The 18,865-nt window shown below is 43.1% G+C and carries 10 protein-coding genes; 8 read left to right on the top strand and 2 right to left on the bottom strand.

Annotated features, from left to right (window positions below):
* Positions 1-114: 114 nt before the first annotated feature.
* The 3 genes from NEE14_RS09565 to NEE14_RS09555 all read left to right on the top strand — a co-directional run bounded on the left by NEE14_RS09565 (position 115) and on the right by NEE14_RS09555 (position 5,448).
* Complete coding sequence (locus NEE14_RS09565) at positions 115-3,030, top strand: M16 family metallopeptidase (RefSeq protein WP_251968229.1); 2,916 nt, start codon at positions 115-117, stop codon at positions 3,028-3,030.
* Between the two features lie 29 nt (positions 3,031-3,059).
* Positions 3,060-4,178 (top strand): hypothetical protein, encoded by a 1,119-nt coding sequence (locus NEE14_RS09560; RefSeq protein ID WP_251968230.1) that lies wholly within the window; start codon positions 3,060-3,062, stop codon positions 4,176-4,178.
* 196 nt (positions 4,179-4,374) lie between these two features.
* Positions 4,375-5,448 (top strand): mannose-1-phosphate guanylyltransferase, encoded by a 1,074-nt coding sequence (locus NEE14_RS09555; protein ID WP_251968231.1) that lies wholly within the window; start codon positions 4,375-4,377, stop codon positions 5,446-5,448.
* A 244-nt stretch (positions 5,449-5,692) separates the two neighbouring features.
* Here NEE14_RS09555 and NEE14_RS09550 read toward each other — a convergent pair whose 3' ends face one another.
* A complete protein-coding gene (locus tag NEE14_RS09550) occupies positions 5,693-6,625 on the bottom strand; it encodes an AraC family transcriptional regulator (RefSeq protein ID WP_251968232.1) in 933 nt (310 codons plus the stop codon).
* Between the two features lie 94 nt (positions 6,626-6,719).
* Between NEE14_RS09550 and NEE14_RS09545 the strand changes: the two genes are divergently transcribed.
* The 5 genes from NEE14_RS09545 to NEE14_RS09525 are packed head-to-tail and all read left to right on the top strand — an operon-like array spanning position 6,720 to position 14,422.
* Positions 6,720-8,027 (top strand): hypothetical protein, encoded by a 1,308-nt coding sequence (locus NEE14_RS09545; protein WP_251968233.1) that lies wholly within the window; start codon positions 6,720-6,722, stop codon positions 8,025-8,027.
* Positions 8,028-8,037: 10 nt separating this feature from the next.
* On the top strand, positions 8,038-9,789 hold the full coding sequence (locus NEE14_RS09540) for a class I mannose-6-phosphate isomerase (protein WP_251968234.1): 1,752 nt from the start codon (positions 8,038-8,040) through the stop codon (positions 9,787-9,789).
* 5 nt (positions 9,790-9,794) lie between these two features.
* Positions 9,795-10,886 carry an ROK family protein gene (locus tag NEE14_RS09535; protein ID WP_251968235.1) on the top strand — a complete coding sequence of 364 codons (1,092 nt, stop codon included), beginning with the start codon at positions 9,795-9,797 and terminating at the stop codon, positions 10,884-10,886.
* Between the two features lie 15 nt (positions 10,887-10,901).
* Positions 10,902-13,253 (top strand): GH92 family glycosyl hydrolase, encoded by a 2,352-nt coding sequence (locus tag NEE14_RS09530; protein WP_251968236.1) that lies wholly within the window; start codon positions 10,902-10,904, stop codon positions 13,251-13,253.
* 17 nt (positions 13,254-13,270) lie between these two features.
* Positions 13,271-14,422, top strand: coding sequence for an MFS transporter (locus tag NEE14_RS09525; RefSeq protein WP_251968237.1), 1,152 nt, complete (start codon positions 13,271-13,273; stop codon positions 14,420-14,422).
* Positions 14,423-15,029: 607 nt separating this feature from the next.
* On the opposite strand, the gene NEE14_RS09520 is transcribed toward NEE14_RS09525, so the two are convergent.
* Positions 15,030-18,029, bottom strand: a complete 3,000-nt coding sequence (locus NEE14_RS09520; protein WP_251968238.1) for a DUF6383 domain-containing protein — start codon at positions 18,027-18,029, stop codon at positions 15,030-15,032.
* Between the last annotated feature and the right edge of the window lie 836 nt (positions 18,030-18,865).

Genomic DNA, 18,865 nt, shown 5'->3' with positions numbered 1-18,865 from the left:
TACCTGAAAACATTCCTCTTTTATTTTTTATTAGAAATGTTTTCCTGGATAAGGCTGTGTTTATGTGAGGTTTTTTGTAGATATTTGTAACCGTATCATAAAAACATAATAGGTATGTATAAGATTAGTTATTGGTTAGGAATTGCTTTCTTCCTATGTGTGCTGTCGGCATGTACGAAGAATGCTTCAGTTCCTTATGAATCGGTTCCCAATGATCCGATGAAAGCCCGTATTTATACCTTAGACAATGGGCTGAAAGTGTATTTAACCGTAAACAAAGAGACGCCGCGTATTCAGACGTATATCGCGGTGAGAGTGGGGGGAAAGAATGATCCGGCAGAAACAACTGGATTGGCGCATTACTTTGAGCATCTGATGTTCAAAGGAACGACTCATTTCGGAACGCAGGATTATGAAAAGGAAAAGCCGATGCTGGATGAGATCGAACGGCTGTTTGAAGTCTATCGTCAAACGACCGACGAAGCAGAAAGGGAAGCGATCTATCATCAGATCGACAGTGTGTCTTATGAAGCATCCAAATTGGCTATTCCCAATGAATATGATAAACTGATGGCTGCCATTGGTGCTACCGGGACGAACGCCTATACCGGTTTTGACCAGACGGTTTATGTAGAAGATATCCCTTCAAACCAGATTGATAACTGGGCGAAAATACAGGCCGACCGCTTTGAGAATACGGTCATTCGTGGTTTCCATACCGAATTGGAAACTGTCTATGAAGAGAAGAATATGTCGTTGACGAGCGACAGCCGGAAAGTGTTTGAAGCAATCTTGTCGGCTTTGTTCCCCGATCATCCGTATGGAACACAGACGGTGTTGGGAACACAGGAAAATCTGAAGAACCCGTCAATCACGAATATCAAGAATTACCATAAGACCTGGTATGTACCGAATAACATGGCCATCTGTATGTCGGGTGATCTGGATCCGGACCAGACAATTGCTATCATTCAGAAATACTTTGGCCACCTGAAACCGAATCCGAATCTGCCGGCCTTGCCTGTTACACACGAATCACCTGTTAAAGCTCCGGTGGTGAAGGAAGTATTAGGTCTGGAAGCCGAAAATCTGATGATGGGCTGGCGTTTCCCCGGTAAGTCGTCGGTCGCACAGGAAGACTTGTTAAATCTGGTGTCATTGATTATGAACAATGATAAGGCCGGCTTGTTGGATGTCGATTTGATTCAGCAGCAGAAAGTCCTGAATTGCTATGCCGGAATATATGGTTTGGCTGATTATGATGCTTTCATCATCGGCGGAACACCGAAGCAGGGTCAGACGCTGGATGAAGTAAAGGATCTCTTCTTGGCAGAAGTGGAAAAACTGAAGAAAGGAGACTTCGATGAAAGCCTGCTGGAAGCAGCCATCAACAACTTCAAGTTGATGCAGATGTATCAGTTGGATTCGAACAGCGGACGTGCGGATATGTTCGTGAATGCCTTTATCAGTAAATCTGATTGGAAGGATGAAGTAGAACAGCTGACTCGTATGAGTAAGGTGACAAAACAGCAGATTGTTGATTTTGCCAATAAGTACTTTGGGGATAATTATGCCTTGATATATAAACGTCAGGGAAAAGATCCGAACGAAAAGAAGATAGAAAAACCGCAGATTACACCGATTGTCATGAATCGTGACAGCGCAAGTGCCTTCTTGAAAGAGATTCAGGCTTCACAGGTCACTCCGATTGAGCCGGTATTCTTGGATTTCGATAAGGACCTGAGCAAGCTGACCGCCAAGTCTGGTATTCCAGTCTTATACAAGCAGAATACTTCGAACGATCTGTTCTCCTTGCTGTATGTGTTCGATATGGGTAATAACAATGATAAAGCCATGGGTACAGCCTTTGAATACCTGAAGTATTTAGGCACTTCAAAGAAATCGCTTCAGGAAATCAATATGGAATTCTATCAATTGGCTTGTTCATTCGGTGTTCATCCGGGAGCAGACCGTACGTATGTGACATTGGATGGTCTGGCCGAGAATATGCCGAAGGCCATGGCTCTGTTTGAAGAATTGCTGGCTGATGCGCAGGTGAATAAGGAAGCCTACGAAAACTTGGCTTCGGATATGCTGAAGAAGCGCGAAGACGCGAAGCTGAATCAGGGACAGAATTTCAATCGCTTGATTCAATATGCGATCTGGGGACCGAAGTCTCCGACGACAAATGTTCTGACTACAGCTGAATTGCAGCAGATGAATCCGCAGGATCTGGTTGATCGTATTCATCAGATCAATACGTATGAACATAAGATTCTGTATTATGGTCCAGAAACTGCCGACAAAGTAATTGCCATTATCAACGAACAGCATAAGGTTCCTGAGAAACTGAATCCGGTTCCGGCTCCAGCAGACTTCAAGATGCAGGAAACAACAGATAATAAAGTCCTGTTCGCCCAGTATGATGCCAAGCAGATTTACTTCTCGGCTATTTCCAACCGGGGTGAAAAATATGACGTAAACATTGATCCGGTACTGAATTTATACAATGAATATTTCAGCGGAAACATGAATTCTATTGTATTCCAGGAAATGCGTGAGGCCAGAGGCTTGGCTTATTCGGCCGGCGCCTATTTAATTGCTCCGTCAAAGTTGCAGTATCCATATATTTATCGTACCTTTATCGCCACGCAGAACGACAAGATGCTGGATGCCATGAAGGCCTTTGATGAGATCATCAATGAGATGCCTGAATCGGAGAAAGCATTTGATCTGGCAAAAGACGCATTGATAACCCGTTTGCGTACCGAGAGAATTACGAAGTCTGATGTCCTTTGGGCTTATATGTATGCTCAGGATTTAGGTTTGTCTGTGGATACACGGAAAGCCTTGTTTGAACAGGTACAGCAAATGACCTTGGCAGATATTAAGGCCTTCCAGGAAAAATGGGTAAAAGATCGTAAGTATGTGTATGTTGTCTTAGGAGATGAGAAGGATTTGAACATGAAAGGCTTGGCAGAGTATGGCCCGATTGAAAAGTTGACCCAGGAAGCGTTGTTCGGCTATTAAACGCATTTTAATCAGTAAAGTATAATATTATGGTAAAGCAATTTTTAGCAATCGCCGCAGCTGTTATTAGTTTGGCGGCTTGTTCGGGTAATACAGGGAATAAGATTCCGGTGTATGGTTGGCAAGGTGAAGGAGATGATGCCACAGAAGCGTCTATCGAATCTGACTTCAGTAAATGGAAGGCTCATGGATTAGACGGTATGTGCTACAACGCCGGTGGTTTTAATGTAGAGAAACATGCTCGTGCTGCCAAGATCGCTCATGCCAACGGCTTGGAATATCATGCGTGGATTCCGACGATGTTGAAAGCTGATGCTGATTCTACCTGGTATGCTGTTAACCGTAAGGGCGAATCTGCTTATAAGGTGCAGGCTTATGTTCCTTATTACAAATGTATGTGTCCGAACAATGAGGATGTAATCAATTACCTGGTAACTGAGTATTCGAAGATTGCTGATATTCCTGAAGTCGATTATATTCATTTGGATTATATCCGCTACGTGGATGTGATTTTAGCTCGTGGCTTGTGGGAGAAATATGGACTGGTCATGAATGAAGAATATCCGACGGCCGATTACTGTTACTGCGATAAGTGTGTGGCTGATTTTAAGGCGGCTACAGGTATCGACATCAAGGCGGTTGAAGATCCATCGAAATGTGAAGAATGGAAGGAATTCCGTTATAATGTGATTACAAATCTGGTTGATAAAATTGCTGATGCCGTTCATGCCAAAGGTAAGAAAGTAAGTGCTGCTGTTTTCCCGGGTCCGGAATCGTATGCCAAGAAACTGGTACGTCAGGAATGGAACAAGTGGAACATTGATGCTTTCTTCCCGATGAATTATAATGATTTCTATTTGGAACCGGCTTCATGGGTTGGCGAGATAACAGCCGAAGAAGTCGCTTCTGTAAATGGAGAAAAGCCGATTTACAGTGGTTTGTTTATCTGTCATGACTGGAAAAACAAGGCAAACATTAAAGATCCAGAAGGTCACGGACTGGTTCCGTCTGAAATCGCCGAAGCGGTTCGTGGTTCTATGGAAGCCGGAGCAGCCGGTGTTAGCCTGTTTGTTCCGGCTAATATGACAGATGAACATTGGGTTGAGTTTGATAAGGCCATTCATGAGACTTATAAAGTAAAGAAGTAAACATACGCTAAGTTTCTCAGGAAGCTTTTCTAGCTGAATCGTCGGATTTCTGTTCCTCTTTAGGATGACAGTAATCCGGCGATTTTTATTTTCCGTTCAGGCTTAGATCTGGTTCCGTAGGGAATTTGACATCATCGTCTCTTCTTTTTGTACTACGCTTGATTTTTATTTACTTTGCAGAAAAACAGGAAACGACATGACACTCGATAAGAATAATTGTTATTGCATCATTATGGCCGGAGGAATAGGTTCTCGGTTCTGGCCGTTGAGCCGGGAGGAAAAACCGAAACAATTCGTGGATGCTTTGGGGATAGGGCGGACTTTTATCCAGCTTACCTATGATCGTTTTGCGGGGTTTATTCCGGCGGAGAATTTTCTGGTACTGACGGGCGAAGTGTATAAGGAGTTGGTGTTGGAACAGCTTCCTCAGTTATCACCGTCTCAGGTATTGACCGAGCCTTGCCGGAGGAATACGGCGCCTTGTATTGCTTATGCCATGTATAAGCTTCGGCAGATGAACCCAAAGGCGGTGGCTGTGGTGACGCCGTCTGATCATTATATATCCAATACGGCTCGTTTTGCGGTAGTTATGCAGGAAGGACTGGCGTTTGCAGCTTCCCGTCCGGCTTTACTGACGGTGGGTATTACGCCGACTTTCCCGGCTACGGGTTATGGATATATTCAGACAAGACAAGATAAGGAATCGTCCATTACGCCGGTTTTGCGGTTCAAGGAAAAACCGGACCTGACAACTGCTTCCCAGTATTTGGCCGAAGGAGATTATTTCTGGAATTCCGGTATGTTTATTTGGTCGGCCCAGACCATCATCGGTGCCTTTGAGCAGTATTTGCCGGAAGTTGCTTCTCTCTTTGCTTCCATTGATAAGCAATATGGTACTAGTGAAGAACAGGCAGCCGTCAATCAGGCTTTTCATCTGTCGCCATCCATTTCCATTGACTATGGAATCATGGAAAAAGCAGCTCAGGTGTACGTTCGTTGTGTAGCCGATTTAGGCTGGAGTGATGTGGGTTCATGGGGCGCATTGTATTCCTTGTTGGAAAAAGATGCTGCGGCCAATGCTGTTTCCGGGGCCGATTCGCAGTTCTCTCATGCCGGACAAAACCTGATTAAGGAAACTAATCCCAATAAAAAGGTCATTATCGACGGCCTTTCGGGGTATATGATTGCCGATACGGAAGATGTGCTGATGATTTGTCCGCTCAACGATGAGAACCATATCAAGGAAGTCATCCAACAGGCCAATAAATAAGAAAGAGTATATATGAAGTGCCGATCAGGCGTATGAAACCATGCTCTTTAAAATAAACGGGAATCGAAATCGAATCCAGAGAGGATCAAAATCGATTCCCGTTTATTTTGTCTAAATTCATGCCTATGTTTTCACAAATTCATGCCTATGTTTTGATCATTTTATGCCTATGTTTTTATGAATTCATGCCTGCCTTTTTGGCGTATTGAAAATGAATCAGTTATCCATGATGCCAATGACGGGATCAGTTGTATTCCCTTTCGGAATTACTGGCTCCCTTTTGGTGGACAGAAGATTCGCGTTTCCTGTATTGAGAAGGTGTAATACCGATCATTTTAGTGAACATTTTCGTGAAATAGGCCGGTTCTTCAAACCCTAAGAGTGCGGCTACTTCGTTGATCTTCCGATTGGTCATTTCCAGATATTGACAGGCTTTCTGCATCTTCAGGCGAATGAAATAATTAATGGGTGAAACGCCTGTCTCCTTTTGGAATAGGGTGCAGAAATGAGAAGTTGAATATTTGAAATAACCGGCAATTTGCTCGAGTGACAGGTTCTGATGAATATTCTCCTGCATGTAGTGTACAGCCCTGGACGATAATAAAAGATGCTCATGCTGCGTCGGCAGGTTGACAGACCGGTATTGGTCTAAATAGATAAAGGACGCCAAGAACTGGTACAGGCACATAGACGAATAAATCATATTTTCCAGTGTGTATCCCATGGAAAAGTTATTATAAATTTCCTCAAACAAATCCAGCCGGTCTTGCACACGTGAATAATCGCCGGGAAGAATGTTTTTAGGAGCATGACTTTTCGGGATGAACTGTTCCATCAGCAGTCCTTTAAAATGAACCCAGTAAATGGTCCACGGGTCGGCATCGTCGGCACCAAATGAATATGGAATATTCTGCGGAATGATGATATATTGGTTTTCTTTGATTTCATAATTCTTCCCTTCTATTTTATACCAGCCTTTACCTCCGGTACAATAGATAAGCATACCATAATCACATCCATTCTCTTTCTGTACATAATGATATTTTACATGGGGGAAAAATCCCATTTTCCGGATATATAAATTCTGGATAAGAGGATTTCTGCTATAAGCTTTCAGAATGTCATCAGGCAGATAAGCAAACCGTTCTCCCTTAAAACCTTCTTTAATTTTTATCATAATAGAAAATCGTAAGATAGTATAAGTAAATCAAAACAAAGGTACGGTTTGTTTTGGTATCGTGGTGTTACTTTTGCAGAAAAATCAAGATGTCATGAAGAAACGATTCGGTTTGATGTTGATGGGTTGTGCGGCTTTTCTCTCTTGTACTACCACCAATCCACAACAACAGTTAGCAGAGACAATTTTGAATGATACAGCCTTTCATCAGGTAGATAGCATGGCCCGTTCGATTATCCGTCAGGGATTCAATGCCGGTAGCGGTTATTCCCAGATTTGGGCCCGGGATATGAATACATTCATAGAGGTGGCCTGTGAGGAAACAAACCAGGCAGATATACGGAATGCTATCTTGTTGTTCTTTGCCCTTCAGCAACCGAATGATGAAATGATAGACGGCTATGTACTGAAGCCTGATTTTACCTGGTATGATAATCATCTCTATTATGCAGATGCAGCACCAGATCATGTGGGATTCAAGAATACCGTCGAGACCGATCAGGAATCTTCCTTGATTCAGATTGTAGGAAAATACATCCGTAAGACCGGTGATACTTCGATTTTACGGGAGGATGTGGCCGGAAGAACTGTGTTGGAGCGGATGGATGATATGGTAGATTATCTGATGCGGGAGCGTTATAGCGAACAGTATGGCTTATTGTTCGGTGCCATGACTGCCGATTGGGGAGATGTTCAGCCGAATGATGATTTTGGTTGTGACATGAATGAACTCTCTTCGCGGGCCATTGATGTGTATGATAATGCCATGTTCCTGATCGCTTTGGATTATTTGCAGGAAATGACAGACGATGCCTCGTTGCTGAAGAAGTGGAAAGGCATCCGTGAACAGATTGCCCAGAATGTGCGGAAGCATTTATGGGATGCCGAACGGAAGAAGTTTATTCCTCATCTGTATATAGATCCGTCTCCAATTCCTGCCGGATTCGATGAGAACCAGATTCATTATCATGGAGGAACTGCCGTCGCCATTGAAGCCGGCTTGTTATCGAAGGAAGAAATTGCCGTAGTCAATGCCCAGATGCTCGAGAATGTCCGTTTGTCGGGCATGCCAAGTATCGGATTAACTCTTTATCCAACGTATCCGGAAGGCTTTTTCCGGGGAGGAATGTCAAAACCATATGTTTACCAGAACGGTGGAGACTGGACCTGGTTCGGAGGACGTATGATCCAGCAGCTGGTTGCCAATGGTTTTGTAGAAGAAGCCTATGCTGAAATCCGTCCGATGATTGACCGGGTAATCAAGAACCGGGGTTTCTTTGAATGGTATGGGATGGGAGGTGTTCCCAGTGGTTCAGGCAACTTTAAAGGTTCAGCCGGTGTATTGGCCAAAGCCATTGAAATGATGAATGACTGGGCTGAAGAAAAGAAAGTAAGTAAATGAAAATATAATCATGCGAAAGAGTAATTATGACAAGCAGCCGGCTACCCGTATAGCCGGTCATTTGTGGAAAGGATGGCAGGCTGTGCGGGATGAGATAACCCGCCGTTGCGCGTCGTTGGCAGGCAAGAAGTCGGTCGTCGTTGTCGTGGAATGCTATCAGGGTGTCCATCATGAGGAGCTGACACGTGAACTGTCTGCATTGAATCCTTCATTATGGGTGGATACACAGTCTGTGTTCAAATCCGTACAGGAGATAGAGGCGATGACTTATCCTTATGTAACAGACGACCGTCTGTTCGGGTATCGGGCACATTTTGCCTATGCTGATTTTCTGGATGCTTCTAAAGTAGCGGATGCTCGTCAGCAAATCAGCAGGGCAACAGGCTTGGTATTGGTTTATGGCCATGGAGCGGCTGTTGTAGCACCCGAATCAGATGTTTTGGTATATGTGGATATGGCCCGTTGGGAAATACAGCTTCGTTTCCGCCGTCACGAAATCAATGGTCTGGGTGTAGAGAATAAGGCCGAAGGCGCTTCTTATCATTATAAGAGAGGTTATTTTGTAGATTGGATTGTTTGCGATACCTTGAAGAAGCAATTGCTGCCGAAGGTGGATTATTGGTTGGATACACACATACCGGAGCTGCCTAAAATGATTACAGGAGAAACGATGCTGGCAGGCTTGGTTAAAACGGCTCATCAGCCATTCCGTGTAGTTCCGTTCTTTGATCCGGCTCCGTGGGGCGGACAATGGATGAAACGGGTTTGCGGATTAGATCCGGAACCGGCTAATTATGGCTGGTGTTTCGACTGCGTACCCGAAGAAAACAGTCTGTATCTGAATGTAGAAGGAGAATTATTTGAGATGCCTTCCAATAATGTGGTCTTCTATCAGACCCGCGCTTTATTGGGAGGTCCGGTTGAATCCCGCTTCGGACAGGATTTCCCGATCCGGTTTGACTTCCTGGATACAATTGGTGGTGGAAACCTGAGTCTGCAGGTTCATCCTACAACACAATACATCCGTGATACATTCGGAATTTATTATACACAGGATGAAAGTTACTACCTGTTGGATGCCGAAGAAGGAGCCACGGTATTTTTAGGATTAAAGACTGGTGTTAATCCGGAGGAAATGATCGGAGCCCTGCAGGAATCGCAGAATACCGGAAAACCTTTTGAGGCAGAAAAGTATGTGAACCGCTGGCCGGCCAAGAAACACGATCATTTTCTGATTCCGAATGGAACGATCCATTGTTCCGGAGCCGGAGCCATGGTCTTGGAGATTAGTGCTACGCCAAGTATATTTACCTTCAAGCTGTGGGATTGGGGACGTCTCGGACTGGACGGTCTGCCTCGTCCGATTAATATTGGGCATGGTTCACATGTTATCCAATGGGAACGTCAGACTGAATTTACCCGTGATAATCTGGTGAACCAGATTAAACCGGTTGCCGAAGGAGACGGCTGGCGGGAAGAACGGACAGGATTGCACGAAAATGAATTCATCGAAACCCGTCGCCACTGGTTTACCAAGCCTGTTACTCATCATACGGATGGAGGTGTCAATGTACTCAATGTAATCGAAGGCGATGAGCTGATTGTGGAAAGTCCGACGAAATCCTTTGAGCCGTTTGTTGTTCACTATGCAGAAACCTTTATCGTTCCGGCATCGGTAGGAGAATATACGATCTGCCCGTATGGAACTTCCGAAGGGAAGGAATGTGGAACTATCAAAGCGTATGTACGTTTCAGACAATAAGAGCCATGAAGAAAGAGAATCGTATCGTGATGACATTGGATGCCGGAGGAACCAATCTGGTATTTTCCGCTATCTGTGATAATGAAGAGATCGTGACTCCGATCCGCTTGCGGTCAGAGGTGAATGATCTGGACGTGTGTCTGCAAACCTTGTTGCAAGGCTTCAAACAGGTCAAAGAGGCCTTGAAGGAAGAGCCTGTTGCTATCAGTTTTGCCTTTCCCGGACCAGCCGATTATGAAGCAGGAATTATTGGTGATTTACCTAACTTCCCCTGTTTCCGGGGCGGAGTAGCTTTAGGTCCGTTCTTGCAGGAACATTTCGGGATTCCTGTATTCATCAACAATGATGGTAGCCTGTTCGCTTATGGAGAAGCCCTGGCCGGTGTGCTGCCGGATATTAACCGTAAACTGAAGGATGCGGGCAGTTGTAAGCAATATCATAATCTGTTGGGCATTACATTAGGTACCGGATTCGGGGCTGGTGTGGTGATTAATGGTGAGTTGTTGATAGGAGATAATGGTACCGGTGGTGATGTCTGGTGCTGTCGTAACAAGAAATATCCGGATTATATTGTGGAGGAAAGTGTGAGTATCCGGGCCGTAAAACGTGTTTATGCAGAGAAATCGGGTGATATGGCAGCTTTAACTCCCAAAGATATATTCGATATCGCTGAAGGAATTCGTCCGGGTAACCACCAGGCAGCGATAGCCGCCTTTGAAGAACTGGGCGAAATAGCCGGTGATACGATAGCCTCTGCTATCACATTGGTTGACGGGCTTATTGTGATTGGCGGTGGTTTGTCTGGCGCTTCGAAGTATATTCTTCCGGCATTGATGCGGGAATTGTCGGGTACGACCGGCATGATGAATGGTAATCGGTTTGCCCGTTTGCAGATGAAGCCTTTTAATTTGGAGGATCCGGATGAATTACAGGAATTCCTGAAAGGGCTGGTTAAGCAAGTTCAAATACCGGGAACAAACCGCTGGGTAGATTATGATCCTTATAAACGTATTGGCGTTGCGATCTCTAAGCAGGGAGCGAGCCGTTCGATTGCTTTGGGAGCTTATCAGTATGCTCTGGCAAAATTAAATCTTTAGATAATATCTGTAATTATGAAGACTATTTATTCAATATGTATCATCTTTTTGGCGTTTCTACAAGCCTGTACTTCCACTTCTACTGGTAAGGAAGAACCGGAATCGCTGACACAATATGTAGAACCGCGCATTGGAACAGCCCATTGCCGGTGGTTCCATTTTACACCGGGAGCGATGCCTTTCGGTATGGCAAAACCGGGTCCTTCAACGAACGGACACTTAGGAAATGCTTCGGGTTGGGAAGCTACGGGGTATGATTATCGGGAGAACTCAATTGAAGGTTTTCCTTGTCTGCATGAATTCCAGATCGGAGGAATTGTCCTGATGCCTACGACCGGAAAACTGATAACTGTACCTGGCTTGCCTACTGATAGTATCAAAACCGGATATCGCTCTCATTTCGACCGGGCGAATGAAGTGGCTACGGCAGGTTATTATTCGGTATTGTTGGACGATTATCAGATCCAGGCAGAAGTAACTGCTACATCGCGTGTGGCTTACCAGCGTTTTCATTTCCCGAAAGGTGCCGAGAATCATCTTCTGTTTGATATCGGGAACCGGCAGGGCGAAAGTGGAGCTGTGGCAGATGCCTATGTCTCTTATGCTGAAGACGGCCGTATTGAAGGCAGGGTAATAACTTTACCGGAATATGTCAAGAAGTATCAGCCCGGAGCTCAGGTGCCGTTGTATTTCTCGGCAGTAGTGGATAAACAGCCTGCCTCGTTTGGTGCTTTCCAAGGAGAGAGACAAGAACCTGGTGTTCGGGAAATGAAAGGTGTGGGTGTCGGTATCTATTTGACGTATGATTTTCCGGAAGCTTCTTCTGTAACTGCTAAAATCGGTCTTTCTTATACGTCGGTTGAGAATGCTCGTCTGAATTTGGGAACCGAGGCAAAAGACCTTTCGTTTGATGAAGCAAAAGACCTTTCGCACCAGGCTTGGGAAGATTATTTAGGACGTATCCGGGTGGAGACTACGAAGAAAGAGGACAAAGTAAAATTCTATACAGGTTTGTACCATGCGTTGTTAGGTCGCGGTTTGGCGAGTGATGTCAATGGTGCTTATCCGAAGAATGATGGTTCTGTCGGACAATTGGAGATGAAAGACGGAAAGCCTGTGCATAATATTTATAATACAGATGCTATTTGGGGTGGACAGTGGAATCTTTCTCAGCTATGGATCATGGCTTATCCGGAATATGTGTCTGATTATGTCAGCAGCCATTTGCAGGCTTATCAGGACGCTGGTTGGTTGGCTGACGGACTGGCTAATAACCGGTACGTTTCGGGGGTGGGAACAAATCTGTTGCCCGCAATTATTTCTGCTGCGTATGAATGCGGTATCCGGGACTTTGATACAAAGCTGGCTTATGAAGCTTGCCTGAAGAATGAACTGGATGGTGAGAACCGTCCTTTCGGAGCAGGTAAGGTCAATACGAAGGAATTTGTTCAGTATGGTTATGTGCCGCATGCTGATGAAGGAGAAGGATATCAGGAAACTTTCATGTTCTCGGCTTCTCATACATTAGAGTATTCTTATACCGCCTGGGCGGTAGCTCAATGGGCTAAACAATTAGGCGATACGGCTCATTACAATCAGTTGATGTCTCTGTCTAAAGGCTGGGAGCGGCTGTATGATCCTTCAACCAACTTCATTCGTCCGAAGAAGAGAGACGGAAAGTTTATCGACAACTTCAATCCGATGCAGGTATGGCGCGGATTTCAGGAAGGTAATGCCTGGCAATATACATTCTATGTGCCGCACGATGTAAAAGGACTGGTTGGAAAAGTTGGTGCTGATGTGTTCAATGCCCGTCTCGACAGTATCTTTACGGTTTCCCAGAAGATGATTTTCAGTGGAGGAAAGGAAGTCGGCGCTTTTGCCGGTTTGCAGACATTGTATAACCAGGGAAACCAGCCTTGCCTTCATATTTCATGGCTGTTCAATGAAGCCGGTCGTCCTTCGCTTACGCAGAAATGGGTACGGGCAATCTTGAATGAGTTCTATGGGACAGACGGTATTCATGGCTATGGATACGGACAAGATGAAGATCAGGGACAATTAGGTGCCTGGTATGTTATCTCGTCGATGGGCTTGTTTGATGTCAAGGGATTGACGGATTCACAACCATCATTCGGTTTAGGTGCTCCTCTATTTGATAAGATTACGATTCAATTGAATCCGAAATATTATCCCGGAAAAGAATTTGTTATCCAGGTCAAAGGAAATACGCCGGAGAATGGCTATGTCCAGCAATACCGGTTGAACGGGGAAACGTTGCATGAACCTCATTTGCCTTTTGCCTCATTCGCGGAAGGTGGCGTTTTGGAGATGGAAATGGGTAGTCAACCCAAAGATTTGTATTAACGGTTAAATCAGATATTATGAATCAATCAAATTCCAAATGGACTATTTTCCCGATCCTATTCGGTTTCTTTGTAATGGGATTTGTGGATGTTGTCGGTATTTCGACGAATTATGTCAAGCATGATTTCGGTTTGTCGGACACGTTGGCCAATCTGATACCGATGATGGTGTTCTTGTGGTTCGCTATCTTTTCCATTCCGACCGGTATGTTGATGGGACGGATTGGTCGGCGGAATACAGTGGCAGTTTCGTTGGGTATCACGATTGTAGCGATGTTGTTACCTTTGTTTCTCTATGATTTTGCCAGTGTATTGCTGGCCTTTGCTTTGTTGGGAATTGGAAATACGATCCTTCAAGTCTCTTTGAATCCGATGGTAGCCAGCGTGGTCTCTCCCGGAAAAGTAACCAGTGTCCTGACGTTGGGGCAGTTTCTGAAAGCGGTCTCTTCTTTTTTAGGTCCGCTGATTGCAGGGGCGGCAGCATCTTTCTGGGGTGATTGGAAATGGATCTTTGCTGTTTATGCTGTGACAACCTTACTTTCTCTTACCTGGCTGCTGGCCGGTGTCCATGAAGAAGAGAAGAAGTCGGCACAAGCCTCAACCTTTGCTACGGTCTGCTCGTTATTCAAGGACCGATATATCGTGATGTTATTCTTGGGTATTCTCTTTATTGTCGGGATTGATGTAGGCTTGAATACGACGATCCCCAAGTTACTGATGGAGAAAACCGGTATGTCGGTGAGCGAAGCCGGCTTGGGTAGTAGCCTTTATTTCTCGGCTCGAACCATCGGCTCGTTTGTAGGAGCCTTTTTATTGGCAAGGATAGTGTCTGATCGTTTTATGCAATACAGTATGGGAATCGCCATTGTCGGGTTCATCTTGTTATTGGTTGTCGATAGCCTGTTATGGATTTCCATTCTGGTTGTGGTAGTAGGATTAACTTGTTCCAATGTATTCTCGATTATCTTTTCGTATGCCTTGCAACATCTGCCGGAACGCGACAATGAGATTTCGGCATTGATGATCATGGGTGTTTCAGGAGGAGCCTTGATTACTCCGTTGATGGGTGTATTGTCAGATGCCTTGGGACAAGTGGCAGGTTTGTCTTTATTACTCTTATGTTTGTTGTACTTAGGGTGGATCTCTTTCCGCTTGCAGAAAAGGAAATAGTATTGAATCTATTAGATTATAACGAATGTCATTAGAAAGCAGGGGTACTGAAAAGTTCGGAACTCCTGCTTTTCTATTTTTAATCCTTCTGACAATGTTAAAAGCTTTCCTTTTAGAAAGTTAGTCCTTCGTTTTCAGAAGATAGGATTTTCAATGGAAGGAGTAAAATCGGCCTAACGGAGTGTAAGCCTTGACCTTTTGGTTACTTTTGGGTCAAGCCAAAAGTAACGAATACGATCTTTAAAATAAAAATCCCTGCCATCCGAAACAGAACGACAGGGATTTCCTCTTTTTGAGATTCCGCTTTTGTCTTTCGCAAGGCTACCGGCGGAACATAAACTTTATATTACACTATTATTAATACTAATGCCACTTGTTCACCTTCGCAGGATACTTTACCTTTGCAAAAACAAAAGTCTGTGACTATTAACTCTATTTATTAACAACTTCCACTTTCGCCCTCGCGGGATACTCTGCAAACCGTTGTCGGCCGGTGGATAAACAATTAATTTATTTAATTATGAATTATTTCTTGAAATCTATAGAGACGCGGCACGCCACGTCTCTACTATTTTATAATTGTCAATTATCAATTGTCAATTGTCAATTATTTAACGACAACCTTGAAGCTTTCGCCATCAACGGATACCACTACGATACCAGCCGGAGCAGCGATCTGAGCGTTGTCTGAAGAAACTACTTCGTTAGCCACTACCTTACCTAAGATCGTGCTTACGATTACGTTCTTGCCTTCAGCACCCTTCACTACGATAGCACCGTTAACACCTGCAACAACAACATTGTTAGCAGCGTTGATTGATTCGTTAGCGGTAGGAGATTCAACATTATCTACTTCTACGCGAACTGCTAAGCTGCGAGCACCCTGTTTTTTAGTGAAGCCCATACGACCATTTGTACTTGTTAAGAAGTAACCATTCTGACGGATCATGTAGTAACCTTCATTTTCCGGATCTTCAATGATCTGATACTTGAAGTAGTTCAAACCACCCTGTACATTCTTGTTCTGGTCAGCTACTGTTGCTACAGCTGTAGCGTTGCCCTTAATAGTTGTGTACAGTGTATCGCAAGATTCAGCCATGCGAGCTGATTTGAAGATAGCTTTGTTGATACCTTCGCTCCACTGATAAGCCTTGTCATAATCACCTTCTGCTACAAGATAGTTGACAGAGTCTTTCGGATTGAATAAGAACATGCGTTCTTTTGTATTGTCATTCCAACCTGTTGATACCAGGAAGTTAGGAACTTCACGTTCTGTATCAGTAGCAAATACACGGAATGTCAATGGCTGATCTGATACCAATACAGCATCACGGTCATCTTTCATGGTGATATAATCACCTTCTTCAGCCTTGAATGTTACATAAGTTGATTTCGGATCCAACGATACTTCAGGAGATTCTAAGTTCAAATATGTTTTCACATAGTTAGCAGCCATTTCCTGAGTTAAAAGAGCATCCTTTATTTCTTTATTTTCGAAATATGAAATTGTTTGCTCTACTTGCTTCCAACCATCAACTACTACAGCATTAGTTGCATCATAAGATTTGATCAACTGTACAGAACCATCTTCATTATCTTTAATAATGAAGTTATCGGCATCAGTAGACAATTTATATTTACCATCATTCAAATGCAGATAATAACCGCAAGGTTCGCCTTCGTAATAAGCTTCTAACTGATAAGTATAATAAGCGATAGTATCACCGTTAGCTTCCCACTTTTCCTGTTCCTTATCTGTTTCACCTAAATAATAAGTATAACCATAAGTCTTAACAACTGGTTTGTTAGATTTCTTCAATGCAAATTGCAAAGTACCAGCTACTTCATTTGTTACTTTTAATGTTTCAGAAATATCCAAGTTTGAGCCATTATATCCCGGATGTTTTACATACAATTTGTTAGAAGTCGGCGTGTTATCACGAGCAAATAACAGAGTTACTTCTTCACCGTTATCTACATTCCAAGCACCATAATAATAATCAACACTTTCTACCGGAGTGATCTTTACACGTAAACCATGAAGTTTGACATCAGCCTGGGCTTTAATATCACCATTATTCAATACATTCAACGGAGCAAATTCACCGTTTTTATTTTCCAAAGCAATTGTATAAGTACCATCAGCTTCTGCATAAATTTTAACAGCTTCATTCATTGCACGATTAGCGCGATTGGTGAATGTTACTGTATTATTATCTGCATCTACATCAGTTACAATAAACTGTGTCTCGGGCATATTTATATCTGTAAACTTAACACCCTTAGCATATGCTTTGTTTCCATAAGCCGGAACGAACAAATATTTACCGTTGATATCATCGTTATCGCTTACAAACTGGATATTGTAAACAGACATCTTCTTTTCATTCTTCAACCAAGAATAAACGCTTGTAGTAGCCAAGTCTTTCATTGAGAAGATGTATTTGGCTGTAGCTCCTTCTGTTGTCAAATACTTATCGTCGTTATCTTCTCCTACTTTTTCTGTCACATTCAACCAGTAACCAGGTTTAGAGATCTGGGCATCATTATCTTGAATATCTGCAGCCTTAGCTTTGTTAAACCAGAATGTTTCAAGACCAATAGCATATTTGTCATTTACATCTTTCTTGACAGAGAAGCAAGCGTTTGCAACTGCGATGTCGCGACCTGTAGGCTGTTTAGCAGCAACAGTACCTTGATATTTCTGTAAATCACGACCCAATACAGTTGTTAATTGGAAGCCAGCTCCTGCTTCACGGTCAGCTTTACTGTTAATATCATTTTCGACTGAATTAACAGCAATGAATGTACATGCTTCCAAGAAAGCATATTGAGCGTTATTCTTTTCAGTAGCATCAGTTATTTTACAAATTTCAGCCCAAGTCTTTCCTGTAGGCGTACTTGTCACAAAGTATGTACCGTCTGGATAAGCTGCGCCATCGGTAGCATTATTTGGAGATTTAACATCCGCTGAAACTTCTAATGCTAAAACACGACCGCTAGTAGCAAATAAGTTCTTAATGGTTGCTTGCTTTTCCTCTTTTACACTATTTACAATCATATTGAAACCAATAGAATTGTAAAGTTCGTTCAAATCATCAGCGTTAACATCTTCAGGATTTATTTGTTGTAAGTTATAACGCCAAACAGAATTAGCATCATTTGTTGAAGCTGCCGCCGAAGCTTTATCTGCTTTACCAAAGTAACCTAATTGGCTAGCAACATTAAACCATAATGCTTCGTCATTCCCTTCAAATGTATCATAAGTTATGTCTCCAACTTTTACAGATAAAGCAGCATTTGACTTTGCATTAATTAGCTTATAACCAAGGGTTGTTCCATTGCTAGTAACCGTTTGTACTTTCCAAATATTGGCTAAATCTTTTTTTTCTTCATCACTTGCCTGTTTGGCAGCTCCATCTCCTAATAAAATTCCAGATCCACCTATATTTGCGTCATCTTTAATACTTTTACTGTTATTTACATAAACAGTAAAATAACCGTTTTCAACCTTAGCGGCATCTGCTAAAGTTTCCGCATCAACTGTAGTAAATGCGGAACCAGCAAGCAAGAAGCCTGCACAAAGTGTAAGTACTTTTTTGTTCATAATGAATAAAATTAAATAGTTAATTAAAAGGATAATTCAACCAATTAATTTTACGAAGGAAGGAGAACAAACCCGGCTTTGGTTATTTTCGATTCGTTTCAGAAAAGACATAAAAAAAGCGCGGGCTCGTCGTCTATTATTAGTTTCTAGGTATCGGCAAACACCCTCACTGCAATAACAGAACAACAGCCCGCGCTTATACGATATAACACACTTCACCTATAGAAAGTAAAGTCCTATATACGTAGTCAGCGCAAGCATTTACTGTCCATTATTCCGCAGTGTTTAAAATTTTGCCGATTTTAGAAACTGGAATAATCTTCGTAAAATGCTTACAATAAAATAAAAGATCCGCTTCATCGCCAACCGCTGTCAGCTACGGATTCGATGCAAAGATAAGGAGGTTTTCCGAATCAACAAGGAAAAAACTATATTATTTTTCCAAATCAGGTGATTAAAGGACGAAACAAGGTTGTTTCATGTATGTAATCCCCATTTTCCTGAATAAGCCTCTATAGCGATCATCTTCAAAACAGACCTCGCGACAATAGAGGCGCAGCGTGCTGCGCCTCCAGCCTATCGTAGCAGAAAAATCAGGCACGCAGATTAACACGGTAAATATTTATTTAAAACCGTGTTTTCCGTGTCATCCGTGCCTAATATATATGTCGGTATTTTTAACAACACCGTTTGAGGCTCAGCACGCTGCGCCTCTACAATATATATCAAGAAAGATTATTTTGCCCCAATAGCAGGATGGGCAAATTTAAGAATAGTAGTATGAAATGAGCAGGTAAAAATAAGAATTCATTTACCCATATCCGATTTTTGTTTAT

It is taken from the genome of Parabacteroides sp. AD58 (assembly GCF_023744375.2).
Lineage (GTDB): Bacteria > Bacteroidota > Bacteroidia > Bacteroidales > Tannerellaceae > Parabacteroides > Parabacteroides absconsus.
Note: the sequence above shows the minus strand (reverse complement) of the source record. Positions and strands in the feature narration are given on the sequence as shown.

Coding starts and splice junctions, on each gene's coding strand:
- NEE14_RS09565 (WP_251968229.1), top strand. CDS start 115: ATGTATAAGATTAGTTATTGGTTAGGAATTGCTTTCTTCCTATGTGTG.
- NEE14_RS09560 (WP_251968230.1), top strand. CDS start 3,060: ATGGTAAAGCAATTTTTAGCAATCGCCGCAGCTGTTATTAGTTTGGCG.
- NEE14_RS09555 (WP_251968231.1), top strand. CDS start 4,375: ATGACACTCGATAAGAATAATTGTTATTGCATCATTATGGCCGGAGGA.
- NEE14_RS09550 (WP_251968232.1), bottom strand. CDS start 6,625: ATGATAAAAATTAAAGAAGGTTTTAAGGGAGAACGGTTTGCTTATCTG.
- NEE14_RS09545 (WP_251968233.1), top strand. CDS start 6,720: ATGAAGAAACGATTCGGTTTGATGTTGATGGGTTGTGCGGCTTTTCTC.
- NEE14_RS09540 (WP_251968234.1), top strand. CDS start 8,038: ATGCGAAAGAGTAATTATGACAAGCAGCCGGCTACCCGTATAGCCGGT.
- NEE14_RS09535 (WP_251968235.1), top strand. CDS start 9,795: ATGAAGAAAGAGAATCGTATCGTGATGACATTGGATGCCGGAGGAACC.
- NEE14_RS09530 (WP_251968236.1), top strand. CDS start 10,902: ATGAAGACTATTTATTCAATATGTATCATCTTTTTGGCGTTTCTACAA.
- NEE14_RS09525 (WP_251968237.1), top strand. CDS start 13,271: ATGAATCAATCAAATTCCAAATGGACTATTTTCCCGATCCTATTCGGT.
- NEE14_RS09520 (WP_251968238.1), bottom strand. CDS start 18,029: ATGAACAAAAAAGTACTTACACTTTGTGCAGGCTTCTTGCTTGCTGGT.